This window comes from Streptomyces sp. NPDC107575 (genome assembly GCF_055657265.1).
In genome coordinates this window covers 52,060-68,754 of the sequence record NZ_JBVKBG010000004.1, presented here as the reverse complement: position 1 = coordinate 68,754, position 16,695 = coordinate 52,060, and the positions used below count along the sequence as shown (strand labels likewise).

Here is a 16,695-nt window from a genome sequence, read left to right as displayed (position 1 = left end):
CCGGTCGGGCGGGGTCGGTCAGCGGCCGCCGTTGTACGGGCCGTACGGTCCGTCGCTGCTGGAGCCGCGGCCCTTGCGGCCCCCGCCGCCACCGCCGATCTGCTTGACGGCGGGCCGCACGTCCACCATGTAGACGATGGTCGCGATCAGGCCGATGATCGGCAGGAACGACAGGATCGGGAACAGCAGGTTCACGACGAACGCGATCCCGAGGATGATCAGCCAGAACGGCTTGGTCTTCTTGTCGGCCGCCCGGTAGGCGTCCTCGCGCCGGATGGCGGCGTCGACGAGCGCGAAGCCACTGAAGACGATCAACGCCATGCTCAGCAGCCACATCACATTGGCGAAACCCTGCATCAGCACAACGCCACCACCAGAATCGACTTGCTTACGGAACCGTCCGACGACGGCCACGGTACCCGTACAACGGGCCGGGCACTCCACAAGTGCCCGGCCCGTCGGCGCAGGTCCTACTTGGCGGGCGGCGTGGAGCCGGAGCCGGTCTTCTTGGCGGGGGTCGTGGTCTTCTTCGCCGTGGCGGTCTTCTTGGCCGGGGCCTTCTTGGCGGGGCCCGACTTGGCCTCGGCGGCCGGAGCGTCCTTGCTCTCCGCCTCCTTGGCCTGCGTCTGGCCGGCCTCCGGCTCGGCGTCGGGCTCGACGACCTCGGCGAGCTCGCCGAGCTCCTCGGCGGCCTCGCCGCGCCAGGCCTTCACGGCCTCCTCGCCGTGCTCGGCGACCTTCTCGTACGTCTCGCGCGCCTTGACGGCGTACTCCGCGGCGTAGCCGACGCCGCGCAGCGCGAACTCCTGGGCGCTCTCGCCGAACTTCTTCAGGTCGGTGTCGAGGGTGGTGACGATCTCGTTCACCTTCGCCGTGAGGGTGGCCTGGGCCTCCTTGGCGCGGGTGGTCGCCTTCTCCTGCACGTCCTTCGGGTCGGTCTGGCGCACGGACTCGAAGCGGGCGGGCGCCTCGCTCCGCAGCTGCTCCACGATCCCCGGCACCTTCTTGGCCTGCTGGTACGCCAGCTCGGCGGTGCCGGCGGCGAAGTAGAGCGGGGTCGGGTCGGTGAGGGTCTTGCGCAGGTCGTCCTTGATGGCCATGGCGTGGTCCTCCCGGATCACATCAACTGCTGCTTGAGGGCTGGGCATCGCCGCTGTCGGGCTCACCGCTGTCGGGTTCGCCGTCGCTGTCGCCGTTCTCGTGCCTGAAGGCTTCGTAGATCTGCAACAGCACCTGCTTCTGACGCTCGTTGAGCGAGGGGTCGGCGAGGATGACGGCGCGCGTCTCCACCTCGGTCCGCTCCCGCTCGGCGTCGAGAATGCCGGCGTGCACGTACAACGTCTCCGCGGAGATCCGCAGCGCCTTGGCGACCTGCTGCAGAACCTCCGCGCTCGGCTTGCGCAGCCCACGCTCGATCTGGCTCAGGTACGGGTTGGACACCCCGGCGGCGTCGGCGAGCTGACGGAGCGACAACTGCGCGTTGCGACGCTGCTCGCGCAGGTATTCGCCGAGACTTCCGACGTTGAGCGATGCCATGCCTCGATGGTGCCGCAACCGCGCTAACTTTTGCAAGCGACTGCTTGCAAAAGTGTCCCGCGCCACGTGGAGACCCGGATCAGGGCGCCGCCACGGGTGTGGTGGACGCCGCGCGGCCGGCCTCGGCGGCGGGGGCTGCAGGCCGCCTCAGCAGGACCAGTGCGACCAGGAACGCGAGCCCGATCAGCCCGGCCCCGACCAGGAACGCGAGCCGGTAGCCGCCGGTCAGCGCGGCCGCCCGCGAGCTCCCGCTCACGACGAGGACGTCGGCGCGCGCGGCGGACAGGGTCGACAGCACGGCGACACCGAGCGCCATGCCGATCTGCTGCGTGGTGTTGAACAGGCCGGAGGCAAGACCCGCGTCCTCCCCGCCCGCCGCGGACATCCCGAGGCCGGCGAGCGCGGGCAGCACGAGCCCGCCACCGGACACCAGCAGCATCACGGGCAGCAGATCGGCGACGTACTCCCCCTGAACAGGAACCCGGGCGAGATACCCGAGGGCCCCGGCGAGCAGGACGAGCCCGGCGAGCAGCACCCGCCGCTCCCCGAACCGCGCGGCCAGCCGGGCCGAGACACCGAGCGAGACCGCGCCGATCAGCACGGCGGCGGGCAGCATCGCGAGGCCGGTCTCCAGGGCCCCGTAGCCGAGGACCTGCTGCATGTAGAGCGCGGCGAGCACCTGGAAGGCGAACATCGCGGCGAGGGTGAGGATCTGCGTGACGTTGGCGCCGACGACGGCGCGTGAGCGCAGGATGCGCAGCGGCATGAGCGGCGTACGGGCCCGCGCCTGACGCACGACGAACGCGGCGACGAGGACGAGCCCCGCCACGACCGTCCCGGCCGTCCGCCACGACCCCACCCCGTACGCCTCGATGTTGACGACGCCGAGGATCGCGAGCATCAGACCCGCCGTGATCAGCAGCGCACCCCACGCGTCGGCACCGGCGCGCAGCCCGAGGCCGCGGTCGCCCGGCAGGGCGGTGACCGCGAGGGCGAGGACGGCGGCGCCGATGGGCAGGTTGATGTAGAAGATCCAGTGCCAGTCGAGGACGTCGGTGAGTACGCCGCCCAGGACCTGCCCGATCGAGGCACCCGCGGCGCCGGTGAAGCTGAACACGCCTATGGCGCGGGCCCGTTCGCGGGGATCGGTGAAGAGCGTGACGAGGATCCCGAGCCCGACGGCGGCGGCCATCGCGCTCCCGACACCCTGGAGGAAACGCGCCGCGAGCAGTACGGCGGGGGTGGCGGCGAGCCCCGCGACGAGCGATGCGGCGGTGAACACCCCGGTACCGGCGAGGAACATCCGCTTGCGGCCGAGCAGGTCGCCGAGCCGCCCGGCGAGCAGCAGCAGGCTGCCGAAGGCGATGAGATAGGCGTTCACGACCCAACTCAGGCCGCTGGTCGAGAAGTTGAGGTCGCGCTGGATGGCCGGCATCGCGACGGTGACGATCGACCCGTCGAGGATGATCATGAGCGTGCCGGTGGCGATGACGCCGAGGGCGAGCCAGCGGGAGCGGGTGGCTTCGCCGGCGGGCGGCGCGAGTGGAGCGGGCAGTGCGGACATGACGGTGCCCTTCTGTCGATCCGCCGCCCCTGTCGGGCGGCGTCGATGAAACGACCGTAGCAGATAGTTTCGTTGCAGACGATATTCTTCGGAACGACTTATCGGCTACCCTGAGCCCATGACCGCCATGACGCCCGCCCCCACCCGGACCAGGCCCGACCTCTCGTACCTCCTGGACCACACGAGCCATGTGCTGCGCAGTCGGATGGCCGCCGCGCTCGCCGAGATCGGGCTGACGGCGCGGATGCACTGCGTGCTCGTGCACGCGCTGGAGGAGGAGCGCACGCAGAACCAGCTCGCGGAGATCGGCGACATGGACAAGACGACGATGGTCGTCACGGTCGACGCCCTGGAGAAGGCGGGGCTCGCGGAGCGGCGGCCGTCCAGCACGGACCGGCGGGCGCGGATCATCGCGGTGACGGAGGAGGGCGCGCGGACGGCCGCGCGCAGTCAGGAGATCGTGGACCGGGTCCACGAGGAGGCCCTCGCGGCGTTCCCGCCGGGCGACCGGGAGGTGTTCCTGCGCCTGCTCACGCACCTGGCCGAGGGCCACCTGAGCGCTCCGTCCCCGAGCCCGGCGGGGGCGCGGCGGGCTCGGCAGCGGGGGTAGCGGGGGCGCTCACCCGTACCAGCGCCCGAGCCCCTCCGTCAGCTGCCGGAACCCCTCCTTCGCGGTGCGCACGGCGGCCGCCTCCAGCGCGTCGGCGGACTCGCCGGCCACGATCCGCCGCACGTTCTCCTCGGCGAGGATCCGCTGCGTGGCGACGATCTGCCCCGCGGCGATCCGGGCCCGCACCCCGGGCCCGCCGAGCGCCTCGGCGAGGGCCCGCTCGGACCGCTCCTGGTACCCGTACAACCGGGCCACCAACTGGGGCGTCCCGTACAGCAGCCGGTGATACGCGAGCACGGCCGGGTGATCGCAGAGGCCGGTCACCGGGTCCCGCCGCCGCAGCCCCTCCAGAAAGTGCCGCCGCAACGCCCCGAGCGGCGCCTCCCCGTCCTCCCGGCCCGCCACGACCCGCGCCGCCTCGTCCTCGTGGTCCGCGAACCGGTGGAGGACGAGGTCCTCCTTCGCGGCGAAGTACCGGAACAGGGTCGGCTTCGACACCTCGGCCGCGGCGGCGACCTCGGCGACGGACACGCTGTCGTACCCCTTCTCCATGAACAGCCGCACGGCGGTCTCGGAAAGCGTCTGCCGGGTGCGCTGCTTCTTGCGTTCACGGAGGCCGGGGGCGCGGTCGGTCATAGGGCGAGGATATGCGCCGCCATGAAGGTGCCTGCGACGCTACACATTGCCCTCGATCCAACCCCAGTCCGCGGCCCGGGCGACCGTCCACATCCCCTCGAAGCGCCCGACCCACGCAGCGGCATGCGGTTCCCGAAGCACGAACATGTCAGTGCTGTGGCCCTTGGGGTCGTAGAAGGCGACACCCTGGTAAAGCATCTGTGTGGTGAGGTCGTAGAAGCCGTGGACCACAAGGCTGTTGTTGATGACGCACAGCTTGTCCATCGGCATACCGGTGTACACGCGGCACTCGTAGTTGACCGAAAGTCCTCTTCGCTCGGGAATCGCCTGGCACACGTCTCTCAGTTGCCGGTCATTGCGGCGGCACTGGCTTCCCAGCCTCTTCCGGAACGCTACGAAAGCGCTGCTCCCACTTGCCGGCGTCACTTCGGCAGGGACCTGCATCGGCACCGACAGGTCCGGAACAAGGAGTCGGACGGTCACCGTCTTGCGAGCACGCCCAGGGCTCTGTCGCAGGCGATCCAACCCTTGGTAAATGCCGGCGAGGAAGGTCTCCCCCGTGTAGGCCAGCACATCGATGGTCACGCGTTCGGCAGCGAAAGCCTCTCGGAGGGCCAGTGAAAGCCGATCCGGCGAGCAGCGATCCACCGTGTCGGTGAACGCTACTCGCACGGCGTCCGCCAGGCGCTCGGACGAGAAGCGCGCCTCTGCGGCCCGGTCGACAGCCGCCAGGGAGTCCGCCAGTCGCTGGATCGAGTCGTACAGGGCGAAGGCAACGAGACTCAGGAGCGCGCTCGCCACGAAGGCCCGGTCCGCGAGCCAGTCGCCCACAGGGGGAACCCAGTTCGCAACGAGCCCCGTGATCGAGATGCAGATCAACAGCACCCGCACCCCGCGAGACTCGAATCGCACCCGGGCCCGCCGCAACCACGTCATGCCATCGTCCGCTCCGGCATCCCCACCACTCACCATGAGTACATGGTCAAGAGGACAGGATTGGTGGGCAATAGGACGCAGTATGCCAAGTCGGCTTCTCGCGGCTGCCGTTGCGGTCAGTCGGCGTGCGAGGCGAGCCATCTCCGCAACGCGCCCACAACCTCTTCGACCGACGGCGGAGACGTCAGCCCCAGAGGCTCTCTCGCCCGACGCAGCACACGGTGGATCCGCAAGCCCGTATCGGCCAACTGGCCATCGAGGGAGTCAGCCAGCGCGTCTCGGAGCGTGAGCGCGCACCGGATGACATCCGTGAACACCGACTGCGCACGTTTGTAGTCGAGCAGCAACGGCAGATCCTCACGCCAGCCGAACGAAGCTCCCTCGCGGACCCGCTCCACGGTTGCGCACCATCGTTCACACAGTCGATGCCGTTGCCATACGGGGTAGCGCATCAGGTAGAGATGTGTGGCCAGGTCGTACAGAGGGTCGCCGAACATGGCCAACTCCCAGTCGATGACCCAGAGCTGTCGGTGATGGTCGATGACCAGATTCTCCCGGTGCAGATCCGCGTGCAGGAGGGAGAAGGGACGCGTGTGCAGTCGGTCCGCGAGAACATGCAAGCGCTTGAAGGAGCGGTCGTCGATGCCCAACTCGTGGAAAAGACTCCCGAATTCGGCGATATGAGGCTGATAAACCTTGTTCTCGATGAAGTGGATGAGGCGGTCCAGGAACGGTCCGGTCTCCCCGTCTGCAGGCATGTCCTGAGGCGAGCACGTCCGGCGAATGGGCACCGACGAGGGATCGATGACGACCAGATCCCGGAAAACGTCGAGAATCTGGTCGACGAGCCGACCGGGGACCGTCTTCCCGAACGGGTGCAGCGCTCCCAGCGTGAAGCCCTCGATGAAGCCCTGCAGGGTCAACCCGCTGCCGGAGTCGAAGACCGGCGGAACCCGGGTGACCCGCCCGGCCAGCGCACGGACCAGCTCGTCCTCGGAAGCGAAACAACGTCGGTCGTACCAGAACAGACCGGGCCGCGGCTCGCGACACTTCCAGCGAGCAGTCGCAGCAATGTCGCTCACGGCCAGCGGAATGACGTACGTCTCGTGGTGATGCCCCTTGAGGGGGCCCTCGATCACCGCACCGCCACCAGTGAGCGCTACGGCATCCCGCCAAGCCCCCGAAACCGCGTCCGACTGCATAGACCGTTTCTCCCGCCAAGCGTGACACTCATGTCACTCAGGTGCGGAGCTACGCTATCCCGCACGACGACCGGCCGCGGACCAACTCTTGGATATGTCTCAACTGATGCACCGCACGGGCTAATTCGAGCTTCGCCGTGCGAGGCGTGTACGAAGCTGTTCCACACTTGGGGGATGAGCGAAAGCGAGCCTGCTCCGCAGGCCGAGCATCTGCGTCGGCTGCTGACAGAAGCCGACGGCGTCATCTTCGACTTCGACGGACCGATGTGCGATCTGTTTCCTGGCGGGACCGTAGGCCAGGCGGACGAGATGAAGCAGCGGTTGAGGGACCTGTGGGGGAACGTTCCCGACGCCATCGACAAGCTCTACGACTCCCACGACATTCTCAAGGAGCTCCGCGACAGGCCTGCGGACGACGTGGCCGAGATCGCCGATCTCGTCACGGCCCACGAACTCGATGCGGTACATGATGCCCCCGCAGCCCGTCACCTGTTCGAGCTGACCGATCAACTCACACGGCTCGACAAACCCCTTGCCATCGCCAGCAACAACGCGGAAGGACCGATTCTCAAATTTCTGCAGATCCACGGGCTTGACGTCCTCTTCGCGTCCCGCGTCCATGGGCGCAGTTCGCGCGCACTACGGCGGATGAAGCCGGATCCTCATGCCGTCTCCCGCGCAGTGGAGGACTTGGGGATCGCCCCCGGCAGCTGTCTCATGCTGGGAGACAAGGCCTCGGACCTGGAAGCAGCGCAGGCGGTCGGCACCCGTTTCGTGGGTTGCACGTCCGACGCGGAGGAACGGGCTCGCATGGAGATGCTGGGTGCCGACGCGGTAATCGAATCCTTGAAGCTTCTGCACATGGCAGCGGCGCGGATGACCAGATGAACCGGGTCAGCAAGCCAAGTGGTTCCACAGCGAGTCGAACCACGCCTGCCAGCTCTCCAGGAAGACCGACCCCCGCGAGTTCGGGTTGCCGTCCTTGACGTAGTGCGTGAGCTTGGCGCCGAGGCCCAGCACGTCCAGCGCACGGACCGTCACCTCGTCGTCCAGGACGATGGGCCGCTCGATGACCTCGTACGGGCCGTGCAGCGCCTGGTCGCCGCCGACCAGGTACAGCTTCGACGTCGGCGTGAGCTTCACATGCCGGATCTCGATGCTCGCGGACTCCACGAGCCCCTCGGCCTCCAGCTGCCGCAGCTCTGCCTTCATGGACGAACTGTGCCGACGCGTGATGTCCAGCAGTCGGTCCTTCAACTCCGCAGTCAGCCGCCCGTCCGGGTCGTCCAGGGCCCGCGGGTAGGGGAGGTCCTGCGACTCGTCGGGCAGCAACATCCGGATGGCGATGCGGCTCGGCCGCACATCATGGGACCTGATCCGCTCGATCTGGCCCTTCACCTGCATGTCGAGCGACTCGGACGTCAGGGTGAACACGTCGAGCAGGACCTCGGGCCCCACGAACGCCTCGTCGAAGAATCCGCGCAGCGTCACCCGCCCCTCTATCGCCTTCCGTGCGGTGTACGACTGGACCGCCTGCGCGCGGACGACGCGGGTCCCGCTGCCCTGCTTCGACTCGACCCAGCCCTCGGCGCGCAGTTGCTTGAGCGCGCGCTGCACCGTGTCCCGGGACACGTCGAACTCCTCGGCCAGGGACCGCTGGGCCGGCAGCGGGGCTCCCAGCGAGTACACGCCGCCGGCCATCCGCGAGCGCAGCTCCTCCACGACACGGAAGACCTCCTTGCCGCCGCTGGCTCCGCTCCGGCTGTTCGTCACGGGAAGAAACGTACCTACGTCAGCCCAACGGCACGCCAAACTCGGTCAACTTACGCACATTTACGCGGTGTTGATTAACGATCGGCCGTACCGGGGGAGCCCAATCCAAGTCCAGCAGGCCAATTGGGCTGGTTAGCACGACAGTTGAAGGGCGGGAAACCGTGAATCCGATACCGCAGTTGCTGGCGACCGTGCTCGGCCACGGTCTGGAGCTGTTCGTCCAGTCCGAGTACGGGGGCCTCGGACTCTTGGCCCTCGCCGCCCTCACTCTGCTCCGGTCGGCCCAGCGGAGGTCGACAGCCTGGGCGCTGACCGGGGTCGCGCTTGTGTGCTTCACTCTGACTCAGGTCTGACCTCGCCGCGCGACGTGCTCCCACAAGCCATCGAACATCGCCTGCTCGCCCTCCACGAAAGCCGCCTGGTCCTGGCCGTTGGAGCGGGCGAAGGGGAACATCTCCGTCTCGAAGCCCTCCACGTCCACGAGCTCGACCGTGTCGCCGCCCTCGTAGTCGTCGATCTCCCGCTCGAACCGGCCCGGAATGTAGTGGCCGACCAGCACCTCCTGGCGGTTCAGGAGATAGACCTTCCGGGTCGGCACGCCGGAGACGAAGCGGAACTCGAAGCTCGCGTCGATGCCGTGGTCGCGCAGGCCCCTGAAGGCGTTGTCCAGCACCATGCGCTGCGAGGCCCACTGGATCCGGCCGCGCCGCCGCACCGCCTCGTCGAGCTTGTCGTCGGCTCCCCAGCCGGTCACGGGCGCGGGGTAGTCGACGTCCTTGCCCGGCCTCGGCACCACCATCCGCACCCGCACCGACTCCGGGCGCAGCACCCCCTCGTACACCTTGCCCAGCGGCTCCCCCAGGGCCGTCATCAGCGTCTCCCCGGTCAGGCTCGCCACGTCCACGTAGACATGCGGCGCCTCGAACGCCGCCACCAGGCGCGGCCCCAGGATGCTTCTGGCCGTCTGCGCGCCGGGGAGCGACGCCTGCTCGGGGCGGGACACCGTGGGCGGGCTGCCCTTGCCCAGGTTGGTCAGCAGGCCGTCCACGCGGAGGAGCTGGAGTGCGTTGCGGACCGTGCCGCGTTCCACGCCGAATTCGCGGGCGAGTGCGGCCTGGGTCGGGAGGCGTTCGCCGGGGGTGAGTTCGCCGCCGACGATCCGCTTCCGCAGGGTGTCGGCGATGTCGTCGGCGGTCGGTCTGGGGGCGTTCTCCGTTCGGGCGTTCGTCACGACGATCTCCCCTCACCCCCCGACCAAGTCCGTACAACTCTACGGCAGTTGGCTGCCAACTCCACCCGATATGCGGGAAGGGATGAGGGAAGCGCAGGTCAGCCGCGGGCCCGCAGGATGTCGACGATCGGCTCCAGGGAACCCGTCACCTGCCGCGCCCCCGCCTCCCGCAGCACGCTCTCCTTGCGGGCATGACGCGCGTAGCCCAGAAACGCGACGCCCGCCTGCCGCGCCGCCACCAGGTCCGTCGCCGCGTCGCCGATCATCAGCGTGGTCGCGGGCGACGCCCCCATCGCCGACATGGCGCGGTTGAGGCAGTACGGGTCCGGTTTGAGGAGGGCGAGGTCCCGGGTGCGGCCGTAGATGTGCGGTTCGAAGCAGTCGGACAGGCCGCGGCCCGCGATGTAGCGGCGGGCCGCCTCGGCCGAGTTGTTGGTCGTGATGGCGAGGCGCGCGCCGACCGCGGTCCAGGTGCGGATCAGCGGGTCCGCGTGCTGGGTGGGCCAGGCCGAGGCGACGGCGCGCAGCTCCTGTTCCGTGAGCCGGCTCTCCATCTCCTGGACCAGGTCGCTGTCAGGACGCGCCCCGCCGAGGCGCCGCAGGGCCGCGTGCGGGTCCACGTCCGCACGTTCCTCGTCCGTCAGTACGTCGCCGAGCCCCTGCGCGTCCAGCCACTCCACCTGCTGCCGCGCGATCCCCGACGCCGGGCGGCCCGCGAACAGCCGGCAGATCGGCCCGTCGAAGTCGAAGAGCACATGGCGGGCGCCCGCGATCAGCTCGGCGAGGGTGCCCGACTCACGAGCGTCACCCGGTTCGGTCGTTTCCCGATGTGATTCGGTCTCTTCTGCCACCGGAACAGTCTGCTTCGTCGTCTCTGAAGTCACTAGGAGAGTGTCAGGTCGGACGTGATGGTTTCCCATAGGGCGTCGAACCACTTCTGCGACTCCTCCACGAAGGTCCGGTCCCGGTGGCCCGCCCGCTCCTCGAAGGAGAAGAGCAGGGCCTGCGTGCCGGTGGCCGAGAACATCTCCAGCTTGGTGTCGTTGTCGATCTCCTCCTCGCGCCGCGTGACCATGTAGTACGAGAGGAGTGCCTCGGACTGGTTCAGCAAGTACAGCTTGACCGGCGGGGTGAAGGGGAGCGCGCGGAACGTCACCCGTACGTCGATGTCGTGCGAGGAGCGCAGGGAGCGCAGGTTGTGGCGCAGCACCTGGCCCTGCGCGTTGCGCGTGGCGAGCCAGCGGTTGTGCACCGCGACCGACTCCTCGTGGTCGACGCCCTCGCTGTCGTCCGGGACCGGCACCGGGAAGGCGAGGTCGATGTCGCGGCTGGGCAGCAGGATCCGTACGTCGAGGGTCTCGGGGCGGATGCGGCCCTCGTGGATGTGGCGCAGCGGCTCGCCGAGGGCCAGCATCAGGGTCTCCGAGGTCATGCAGACCGCGTCGATCCGGACGTGGGGGGCGTGGAAGGCCTCGACCAGGCGGGGGGCGAGGGCGACCATCGAGGGCTGCGGCTCGTCCCGGGCGGCGGTCCCCGGGGCGATGCGCGGCGGGCTGCCCTTGCTGCGCTTGCTCAGCAGGCCGTCCGTCTCCAGGAGCTGGAGCGCCTGACGGACCGTGCCGCGCTCGACGCCGAACTCGTCGGCGAGCGTGGCCTGCGTGGGCAGTTGGTCGCCCGGCCGCAGCGTGCCCTCCCTGATGCGCTCCCGGAGCCGGTCGGCGATCTCCTGGGCCGTGAGCCTTCTCCTGCCGTTCAGTGTCGCGTCTGCCATGTCCGCCACGCCCTGCTCCCCTGTTTCCCCGGGATCCCGCCAAACGCAACAACTCCCCTGGATTTGGCAAGAGTTGTCGCCCTCCCGTTTATATACCACGACCAAGTGGGGACAACTCCAGTGCAGTTGGTCGCCAACTTGGAAGAAGGTGGCCAATGGTGGCAGCGAAGGAGACCAGGCAAGGCCCATCAGCGAAGCAACGCCGAAGCAGGAGGAACCACCATGTCCGTACTGAGCCTCCTCTCCGCGGTGGTCGTGATCACCTTCGAGCAGCTCGCACAGTGGCACTACGGCCCCGCGGGACTCGCGGGCCTGCTCCTCCTCGCCATCGGCGCCAAGGCCAGGAACGCCACCTGCAGTTCGATGGGTGGCGTCCTGCTCGCCCTCACGGTGGCCGGGCCCGCCCTCACGAACTGAGCGTCAGGTCCTGGCTGATCGTGTTCCACAGGCCGTTGAACCACAGATGGGACTGCTCCACGAACGTCGTGTCCCGCAGCCCGGCCCCGTGCTCGAACGCGAAGAGCATCTGCTGCACGCCCTCGGCGTCGTACACGTCCACCCGCTCGTGGTCGATCTGTTCGCCACGTCTGGTGAGCGTGTAGTACGCGAACAACGCCTCGTTGCTGTTGAGCAGGTAGAGCTTGACCGGGGGCGTGAACGGCAGCGCGCGGAACTCCACCGTGACGTCCATCTTGTGCGTGGCCCGCAGGGCCAGCAGGTTGTGGCGCAGCACCTGCCCCTGCGCGTTGCGCTGCGCCAGCCAGTCGCGCCGCAGCCAGTCGCCCACCGCCTCCTCCACCCGCGACGCCTCCGCCGCCCGCGACACGGGCGGGGCGGCCGGCGGCGGCGCGGGCGCGGGGAACGCGAGGTCGATGTCCCGGCTCGGCAGCAGCACCCGCACGCGCACCCTGGCCGGTTTCGTACGTCCCTCGTGGATGAGGCGCAGCGGCTCGCCCATCGCGAGCGTCAGGGAGACCGCCGTCAGGCACAGCGCGTCGATCTCCACGTCGGCCTGCTCGAACGCCGCGGCGATGCGCGGGGCGAGCGCGACCATGGTCGGCTGCGGCGGCGCCTCGGGGCCGGGCACCCCGGGCCGCGGCTGCCGTGCGACCGTGGGCGGGCTGCCCTTCGAGGCGTTCACCAACAGATGCTCGGTCTGCAGAATGCGCAGCGCCTGGCGTACGGCGGAGCGCTCCACACCGAACTCGCCCGCCAACTGTGCCTGTGTGGGCATCCGTTGGCCGGGACTCAGGCGACCGGACGTGATCCGGTCGCGCAGCGCGTCGGCCACTTCGCGGTACGTGGGTCGTGCCCGCTGTGACCTGGGCCGTCCATTGACGGCTGTATGCTCCCCACTCACAACCAAACCGTACAACTTCCCGCCATCTTTGGGGAGTTGAGGTGAAGGTGGTTATGAGCCGCTCTTCAATGGAGATAACTACCTTTGAGTTGGTGGCCAACTTCCCGGACATGGTCGGGGGACCTGAAGTTGGTGACCACGAGGACCACTGGTCCTGAAGGAGGTAGGACAATGCCGCTCTTCGCCATCGTCGTCGCCGCACTCGCCATCGGGTTCGAGCAGCTCATCCAGTGGAAGTACGGGCCGATGGGCATCATCGCCTTCATCGTTCTCTCCGTCGGCCTCAAGGCCAAGAACACCGTGATCAGCGGCATCGGGGCCGTCGTCCTCGTCATGCTGCTCGCCCAGAGCGGCTGACCGGGCTCCCTTCCGGAGGGGAGCCGGGAGCCCGGTCGGTCAGTACGTCCGTACGCGCGCGGGGTCGTGGCTCAGAACACGTCGGGGCACCACGGCCGCCGCGCCGTACGCAGCAGGGCGCCGAACCCGGCGGCGGCGCCCGCCTCGTGCTCCACGAGCCGCCCCAGGGCCGCGAGCCGCACCGCGGACTCGTCGCCCAGCCACAGCGCCCCCAACTCGCGTACGTCGACCGTGAGTTGCGGGGAGGCGGCGCCCGGCGAACAAACCGCCCCGCCGGGCGCCGCCGTCAGCGTGAACCGTCCGCCCGCGAGCCCCGCCGGGTCGAGCACCTCGAACGCGAACTCCCCGCTCGTCTCGTACGAGCGCGCCTCCAGGGCCCGTACGACATCCAGGATCCGCACCCACAGGAAGTCGGCCTGCGTCACGACGCGGGCGGCGCGCGGGTCGGGCAGCAGGTGCGGCAGCAGGTCGTCGGGGGCGCGCATGCCGGAGCGCACCGTGGTGATCCAGTCCACGGAGCAGACATACGTCCACAGGGCGCGCTCGGCGGCCGGCGTGACGGCGATCAACTGCTGCACCTGCGCCGTGTTCCGCGGCTGCTTGCCGTCGCTCCAGTCGCTGTCGGCCCGGTACGCGACCAGGCCCTCCACCTCGCCGCGGGCATTGCGGTACACCGCGTGGAACGGCTCCGTCCACGGGTCCTCGGGGGTCGGCCACAGGCCGGTGCTGTGCTGCCACCACTGCTCGTCCCGCGACACCACGCCCGCGACCCGGGCGCGCAGCCGCTCGTGCAGCTCCGGGCCGACCTTGCGCACCTCCTCCGGGTCCGCCAGGTCCACCCGGCCGCCGTCGTCAGGGCCCGAGCGGCGCGGGTCGAGGGCGGCCCGCGGGACGTCGACCTCCCACACGGTGGCGGTGGCGGCGGGGCCGAAGCCGAACCGGCCGTAGATCGGGTACTCCGCCGCGATCAGCGTCGCCGCGACGTCGCCGCGCTCCTTCGCCTCGGCGAGATCCGCCGCCATCATGCGGCTCAGCAGGCCTCGGCGGCGGTGGCTGGGGCTGACGGTGACGTTGGTGATCGCGTCCGTGGGGACGGTCGCGCCGCCCGGGACGGTGAGCTCCTGTGCGAAGGAGCGGAACGTGGCGACCTGCCGGGGGCCGGGGGATCCGGCGGGGGTGAAGGCGGCGCGGGTGCGGGTGAGGTCGAAGTGGGCGCGGCGTTTGGCGACCGTCTGCGGGGAGGTGGTCGGGGGGCGGAGGAAACCGGTGTTGAGGGCGCGGGACCAGTCGGGCAACTCGTCTTCGGTCACCGTCCGTACGGTGGGCGCTGCGCTGGCGGCGGGGCGGTTGTCCATCCGGCCACGCTAGGCGGGCCGAGCGTATGTGTCGCCCCGATTCTTCCTACGTCACGGGGCTCCGCCCCGGACCCCGCGCCTCAATCGCCGGCGGGGCTTGAATTGCCCCCGCCGAGCTTGATCGGCTTCAGTTGCCTCCCAGCAAGTCGTCCACCTGGGCCTCGCCCGCGCGGTAGCGGCGGGCGATTTCGGCGCTGCAGTCGTCCGCCGTGGCCTGCAGTTGGTGGCGGCGGCGCGAGACCTGCTGCTCGTAGCGGACCAGGCGGCCCATCGCCGTGTGCAGCTCCGCGTCCGTGCGGGCGGCCAGGTCGGAGAGCTCGACCTCCGCGAGCATCTCCTGGGCGAGGCGCCGGGACTCCTCGCTGTGCGGGATGCCGACCGTGACGTGCCGGGCGGAGGAGCGCTGCCGCGTCGGCTGGTCCCGCAGGATCTCCGAGAGCCGGTCCACGACGGGTCCCTCGGGGTCCTTCCGGCGGTCCAGCTCGGCCCGCAGGATGTCGATCCGGCCCTGGAGCAGGCGTCGTACGTAGCTCAGGTCCGCCTCGTTCTGCTGGGAGTCGCGGCGCAGCGTGCGCAGCTCCGGCAGGCGCAGGACCGACAGATCCGGTGCGGGCACGGCCGGCAGCTCGGGGCTGTCGGTCCGCTGGGCCGGCGGGCGGGTCAGCGGGGCGACCCGCTCCCCGTGCGTCAGCGATACGGGCTGCCCGGGCAGCCCCGTACTCGTTGTGTGGCTCATGGCATGGGTATCCATGGTCTGCTTACCGTCCCCTCGACCGGACCGCGCCGCACGCCACCGACGCACCGCGTGTCAGCATGGTGCCACTCCCAGTGGCCGCTTCGGGCCCGAGTGCCCCATATCCGCCCCGGATGGGGGGTTGGGGAGCATACTCAAACCCCTTGTGGGGCACGAAAATCGGCGCACGGCATGATGGCCGTATGCGAGCAGTGGTGCAGCGGGTGGACGGCGCGAGCGTCGTCGTGGAGGACGAGGTCGTCGGCGAGATCAAGGGCGAGGGGCTGTGCGTCCTCGTCGGGGTCACGCACGAGGACACCAAGGAGAAGGCGGCCCAACTGGCCCGCAAGCTCTGGTCGGTGCGGATGCTCGCCGACGAGAAGTCGTGCAGCGACATCGACGCGCCGCTCCTCGTGATCAGCCAGTTCACGCTCTACGGGGACGCCCGCAAGGGTCGCCGCCCCACCTGGAACGCCGCCGCGCCAGGACCGGTCGCCGAGCCGCTGGTCGACGAGGTCGTGGCGCAGCTGCGGGCGCTCGGCGCGACCGTGGCGACGGGCCGGTTCGGGGCGAAGATGCGGGTGTCCCTGACGAACGACGGCCCGTTCACGGTGCTGCTGGAGATGTAGCCACAGGCGTGACTACGGCGCGACCACGATCTCCTGCGCCGCCGCCGTCGTCTCCGCGAGGAGCTCCGCGTCGGCCGGCACGTTCCGCTTGATGACCGCGAGCGCGATCGGGCCGAGCTCGTGGTGGCGCACGGACGTCGTCACGAAGCCGATCTTCCGGCCCTCGGGCCCGTCCGCGGCGAGCCGCACCTCGGCGCCGTGCGGCGGCAGGTGCACCTCGCTGCCGTCCAGGTGCAGGAAGACCAGGCGGCGCGGCGGCTTGCCCAGGTTCTGCACGCGGGCGACGGTCTCCTGCCCCCGGTAGCAGCCCTTCTGCAGGTGGACGGCCGAGCCGATCCAGCCCAGCTCGTGCGGGATCGTGCGATGGTCCGTCTCGAAGCCGAAGCGCGGCCGGTGCTGCTCGACGCGGAGCGCCTCGTAGGCGAGGAGCCCGACCGCCGGCCCGTTCTCCCCCACGTACGACTCCAGGTCGGCGCGCGGCAGGAACAGATCGCGGCCGTGCGGCGTCTCGCGCACCGCCACCCCGTCCGGCACCGGCGCGATCGAACCGGCCGGCAGATGCACGACGGCGAACTCGTCCGTCCGGTCGGCGGTCTCGACCCGGTAGAAGAACTTCATCGACTCCAGGTACGCGAGGAGGGCCTCCTGCGTGCCCGGCTCGACGTGCGCCCACGTCGTCGTGCCGTCGTCGACGAGGTACAGGGCGTGCTCGATGTGCCCGTTGGCGGAGAGGATCAGGGCCTCGGTGGCCCGGTCCGGCTCCAGCTGCTCCATGTGCTGGGTGAGCAGCAGGTGCAGCCAGCTCAGCCGGTCGTCACCGGTGACCGTGATCACGCCACGGTGCGAGAGGTCGACGACGCCCGTCCCGTCGGCCAGGGAGCGCTGCTCGCGGAACAGGTCGCCGTAGTGCGCGGCGACGCCTTCGTCCACGCCCTCGCCGGGGACGGCGCCGGGCAGGGTCAGCAGAGGGCTGCTCGTTGAATGTCGCTGCATGGTCACACA

21 protein-coding genes are annotated in these 16,695 nt (G+C 69.8%); 6 read left to right on the top strand and 15 right to left on the bottom strand.

Going from position 1 to position 16,695, the window contains the following annotated elements; genetic code table 11:
- Positions 1-18 precede the first annotated feature (18 nt).
- The 4 genes from ACZ7L4_RS19830 to ACZ7L4_RS19815 form a co-directional block, all read right to left on the bottom strand.
- A complete protein-coding gene (locus ACZ7L4_RS19830) occupies positions 19-357 on the bottom strand; it encodes a DUF2516 family protein (RefSeq protein WP_472105589.1) in 339 nt (112 codons plus the stop codon).
- A 113-nt stretch (positions 358-470) separates the two neighbouring features.
- Entirely contained in the window at positions 471-1,100 is a 630-nt protein-coding gene (locus ACZ7L4_RS19825; protein ID WP_472104187.1) for a hypothetical protein, read from the bottom strand.
- Between the two features lie 22 nt (positions 1,101-1,122).
- Positions 1,123-1,536: a helix-turn-helix domain-containing protein gene (locus ACZ7L4_RS19820; protein ID WP_472104185.1), complete on the bottom strand. Its 414-nt coding sequence runs from the start codon at positions 1,534-1,536 to the stop codon at positions 1,123-1,125.
- A 79-nt stretch (positions 1,537-1,615) separates the two neighbouring features.
- Positions 1,616-3,100, bottom strand: coding sequence for an MFS transporter (locus tag ACZ7L4_RS19815; RefSeq protein ID WP_472104183.1), 1,485 nt, complete (start codon positions 3,098-3,100; stop codon positions 1,616-1,618).
- 118 nt (positions 3,101-3,218) lie between these two features.
- On the opposite strand from ACZ7L4_RS19815, the gene ACZ7L4_RS19810 reads away from it, so the two are divergent.
- Positions 3,219-3,710, top strand: a complete 492-nt coding sequence (locus ACZ7L4_RS19810; protein ID WP_472104181.1) for a MarR family winged helix-turn-helix transcriptional regulator — start codon at positions 3,219-3,221, stop codon at positions 3,708-3,710.
- Positions 3,711-3,719: 9 nt separating this feature from the next.
- Here ACZ7L4_RS19810 and ACZ7L4_RS19805 read toward each other — a convergent pair whose 3' ends face one another.
- The 3 genes from ACZ7L4_RS19805 to ACZ7L4_RS19795 form a co-directional block, all read right to left on the bottom strand.
- Entirely contained in the window at positions 3,720-4,346 is a 627-nt protein-coding gene (locus ACZ7L4_RS19805; protein WP_472104179.1) for a TetR/AcrR family transcriptional regulator, read from the bottom strand.
- A 39-nt stretch (positions 4,347-4,385) separates the two neighbouring features.
- Positions 4,386-5,318, bottom strand: a complete 933-nt coding sequence (locus ACZ7L4_RS19800) for a hypothetical protein (protein WP_472104177.1) — start codon at positions 5,316-5,318, stop codon at positions 4,386-4,388.
- Between the two features lie 80 nt (positions 5,319-5,398).
- A complete protein-coding gene (locus tag ACZ7L4_RS19795; protein ID WP_472104176.1) occupies positions 5,399-6,484 on the bottom strand; it encodes a phosphotransferase in 1,086 nt (361 codons plus the stop codon).
- Between the two features lie 174 nt (positions 6,485-6,658).
- On the opposite strand from ACZ7L4_RS19795, the gene ACZ7L4_RS19790 reads away from it, so the two are divergent.
- Positions 6,659-7,372, top strand: a complete 714-nt coding sequence (locus tag ACZ7L4_RS19790; protein ID WP_472104174.1) for an HAD family hydrolase — start codon at positions 6,659-6,661, stop codon at positions 7,370-7,372.
- 6 nt (positions 7,373-7,378) lie between these two features.
- Here ACZ7L4_RS19790 and ACZ7L4_RS19785 read toward each other — a convergent pair whose 3' ends face one another.
- Complete coding sequence (locus ACZ7L4_RS19785; RefSeq protein WP_472104172.1) at positions 7,379-8,257, bottom strand: GntR family transcriptional regulator; 879 nt, start codon at positions 8,255-8,257, stop codon at positions 7,379-7,381.
- 161 nt (positions 8,258-8,418) lie between these two features.
- Here ACZ7L4_RS19785 and ACZ7L4_RS19780 point away from each other — a divergent pair, with 161 nt between their 5' ends.
- Positions 8,419-8,610, top strand: coding sequence for a hypothetical protein (locus ACZ7L4_RS19780; RefSeq protein WP_472104170.1), 192 nt, complete (start codon positions 8,419-8,421; stop codon positions 8,608-8,610).
- Here the strand turns inward: ACZ7L4_RS19780 and ACZ7L4_RS19775 are convergent.
- The 3 genes from ACZ7L4_RS19775 to ACZ7L4_RS19765 form a co-directional block, all read right to left on the bottom strand.
- Positions 8,601-9,488 (bottom strand): winged helix-turn-helix domain-containing protein, encoded by an 888-nt coding sequence (locus ACZ7L4_RS19775; protein ID WP_472104168.1) that lies wholly within the window; start codon positions 9,486-9,488, stop codon positions 8,601-8,603. The two genes, ACZ7L4_RS19780 and ACZ7L4_RS19775, sit on opposite strands and share 10 nt — an antisense overlap.
- A gap of 98 nt (positions 9,489-9,586) precedes the next feature.
- Entirely contained in the window at positions 9,587-10,423 is an 837-nt protein-coding gene (locus ACZ7L4_RS19770) for an HAD family hydrolase (protein ID WP_472104166.1), read from the bottom strand.
- Positions 10,372-11,259, bottom strand: coding sequence for a GntR family transcriptional regulator (locus ACZ7L4_RS19765; RefSeq protein WP_472105587.1), 888 nt, complete (start codon positions 11,257-11,259; stop codon positions 10,372-10,374). Before ACZ7L4_RS19765 ends, ACZ7L4_RS19770 begins: the two co-directional genes overlap by 52 nt.
- 222 nt (positions 11,260-11,481) lie before the next feature.
- Here ACZ7L4_RS19765 and ACZ7L4_RS19760 point away from each other — a divergent pair, with 222 nt between their 5' ends.
- A complete protein-coding gene (locus ACZ7L4_RS19760; RefSeq protein WP_422408600.1) occupies positions 11,482-11,676 on the top strand; it encodes a hypothetical protein in 195 nt (64 codons plus the stop codon).
- On the opposite strand, the gene ACZ7L4_RS19755 is transcribed toward ACZ7L4_RS19760, so the two are convergent.
- Positions 11,666-12,625 carry a winged helix-turn-helix domain-containing protein gene (locus tag ACZ7L4_RS19755; RefSeq protein WP_472104164.1) on the bottom strand — a complete coding sequence of 320 codons (960 nt, stop codon included), beginning with the start codon at positions 12,623-12,625 and terminating at the stop codon, positions 11,666-11,668. The two genes, ACZ7L4_RS19760 and ACZ7L4_RS19755, sit on opposite strands and share 11 nt — an antisense overlap.
- 165 nt (positions 12,626-12,790) lie before the next feature.
- Between ACZ7L4_RS19755 and ACZ7L4_RS19750 the strand changes: the two genes are divergently transcribed.
- Positions 12,791-12,976: a hypothetical protein gene (locus tag ACZ7L4_RS19750; protein ID WP_356375748.1), complete on the top strand. Its 186-nt coding sequence runs from the start codon at positions 12,791-12,793 to the stop codon at positions 12,974-12,976.
- A 71-nt stretch (positions 12,977-13,047) separates the two neighbouring features.
- Here ACZ7L4_RS19750 and ACZ7L4_RS19745 read toward each other — a convergent pair whose 3' ends face one another.
- Complete coding sequence (locus ACZ7L4_RS19745; protein ID WP_472104162.1) at positions 13,048-14,331, bottom strand: GNAT family N-acetyltransferase; 1,284 nt, start codon at positions 14,329-14,331, stop codon at positions 13,048-13,050.
- 127 nt (positions 14,332-14,458) lie between these two features.
- Entirely contained in the window at positions 14,459-15,067 is a 609-nt protein-coding gene (locus ACZ7L4_RS19740; RefSeq protein WP_472104160.1) for an RsiG family protein, read from the bottom strand.
- Positions 15,068-15,267: 200 nt separating this feature from the next.
- On the opposite strand from ACZ7L4_RS19740, the gene dtd reads away from it, so the two are divergent.
- Positions 15,268-15,693, top strand: coding sequence for a D-aminoacyl-tRNA deacylase (gene dtd / locus ACZ7L4_RS19735; protein ID WP_326019413.1), 426 nt, complete (start codon positions 15,268-15,270; stop codon positions 15,691-15,693).
- Positions 15,694-15,705: 12 nt separating this feature from the next.
- Here dtd and ygfZ read toward each other — a convergent pair whose 3' ends face one another.
- Positions 15,706-16,686 (bottom strand): CAF17-like 4Fe-4S cluster assembly/insertion protein YgfZ, encoded by a 981-nt coding sequence (gene ygfZ, locus ACZ7L4_RS19730; protein ID WP_472104158.1) that lies wholly within the window; start codon positions 16,684-16,686, stop codon positions 15,706-15,708.
- Between the last annotated feature and the right edge of the window lie 9 nt (positions 16,687-16,695).

Coding starts and splice junctions, on each gene's coding strand:
- ACZ7L4_RS19830 (WP_472105589.1), bottom strand. CDS start 357: ATGCAGGGTTTCGCCAATGTGATGTGGCTGCTGAGCATGGCGTTGATC.
- ACZ7L4_RS19825 (WP_472104187.1), bottom strand. CDS start 1,100: ATGGCCATCAAGGACGACCTGCGCAAGACCCTCACCGACCCGACCCCG.
- ACZ7L4_RS19820 (WP_472104185.1), bottom strand. CDS start 1,536: ATGGCATCGCTCAACGTCGGAAGTCTCGGCGAATACCTGCGCGAGCAG.
- ACZ7L4_RS19815 (WP_472104183.1), bottom strand. CDS start 3,100: ATGTCCGCACTGCCCGCTCCACTCGCGCCGCCCGCCGGCGAAGCCACC.
- ACZ7L4_RS19810 (WP_472104181.1), top strand. CDS start 3,219: ATGACCGCCATGACGCCCGCCCCCACCCGGACCAGGCCCGACCTCTCG.
- ACZ7L4_RS19805 (WP_472104179.1), bottom strand. CDS start 4,346: ATGACCGACCGCGCCCCCGGCCTCCGTGAACGCAAGAAGCAGCGCACC.
- ACZ7L4_RS19800 (WP_472104177.1), bottom strand. CDS start 5,318: ATGGTGAGTGGTGGGGATGCCGGAGCGGACGATGGCATGACGTGGTTG.
- ACZ7L4_RS19795 (WP_472104176.1), bottom strand. CDS start 6,484: ATGCAGTCGGACGCGGTTTCGGGGGCTTGGCGGGATGCCGTAGCGCTC.
- ACZ7L4_RS19790 (WP_472104174.1), top strand. CDS start 6,659: ATGAGCGAAAGCGAGCCTGCTCCGCAGGCCGAGCATCTGCGTCGGCTG.
- ACZ7L4_RS19765 (WP_472105587.1), bottom strand. CDS start 11,259: ATGGCAGACGCGACACTGAACGGCAGGAGAAGGCTCACGGCCCAGGAG.
- ACZ7L4_RS19760 (WP_422408600.1), top strand. CDS start 11,482: ATGTCCGTACTGAGCCTCCTCTCCGCGGTGGTCGTGATCACCTTCGAG.
- ACZ7L4_RS19750 (WP_356375748.1), top strand. CDS start 12,791: ATGCCGCTCTTCGCCATCGTCGTCGCCGCACTCGCCATCGGGTTCGAG.
- ACZ7L4_RS19745 (WP_472104162.1), bottom strand. CDS start 14,331: ATGGACAACCGCCCCGCCGCCAGCGCAGCGCCCACCGTACGGACGGTG.
- ACZ7L4_RS19740 (WP_472104160.1), bottom strand. CDS start 15,067: ATGAGCCACACAACGAGTACGGGGCTGCCCGGGCAGCCCGTATCGCTG.
- dtd (WP_326019413.1), top strand. CDS start 15,268: ATGCGAGCAGTGGTGCAGCGGGTGGACGGCGCGAGCGTCGTCGTGGAG.
- ygfZ (WP_472104158.1), bottom strand. CDS start 16,686: ATGCAGCGACATTCAACGAGCAGCCCTCTGCTGACCCTGCCCGGCGCC.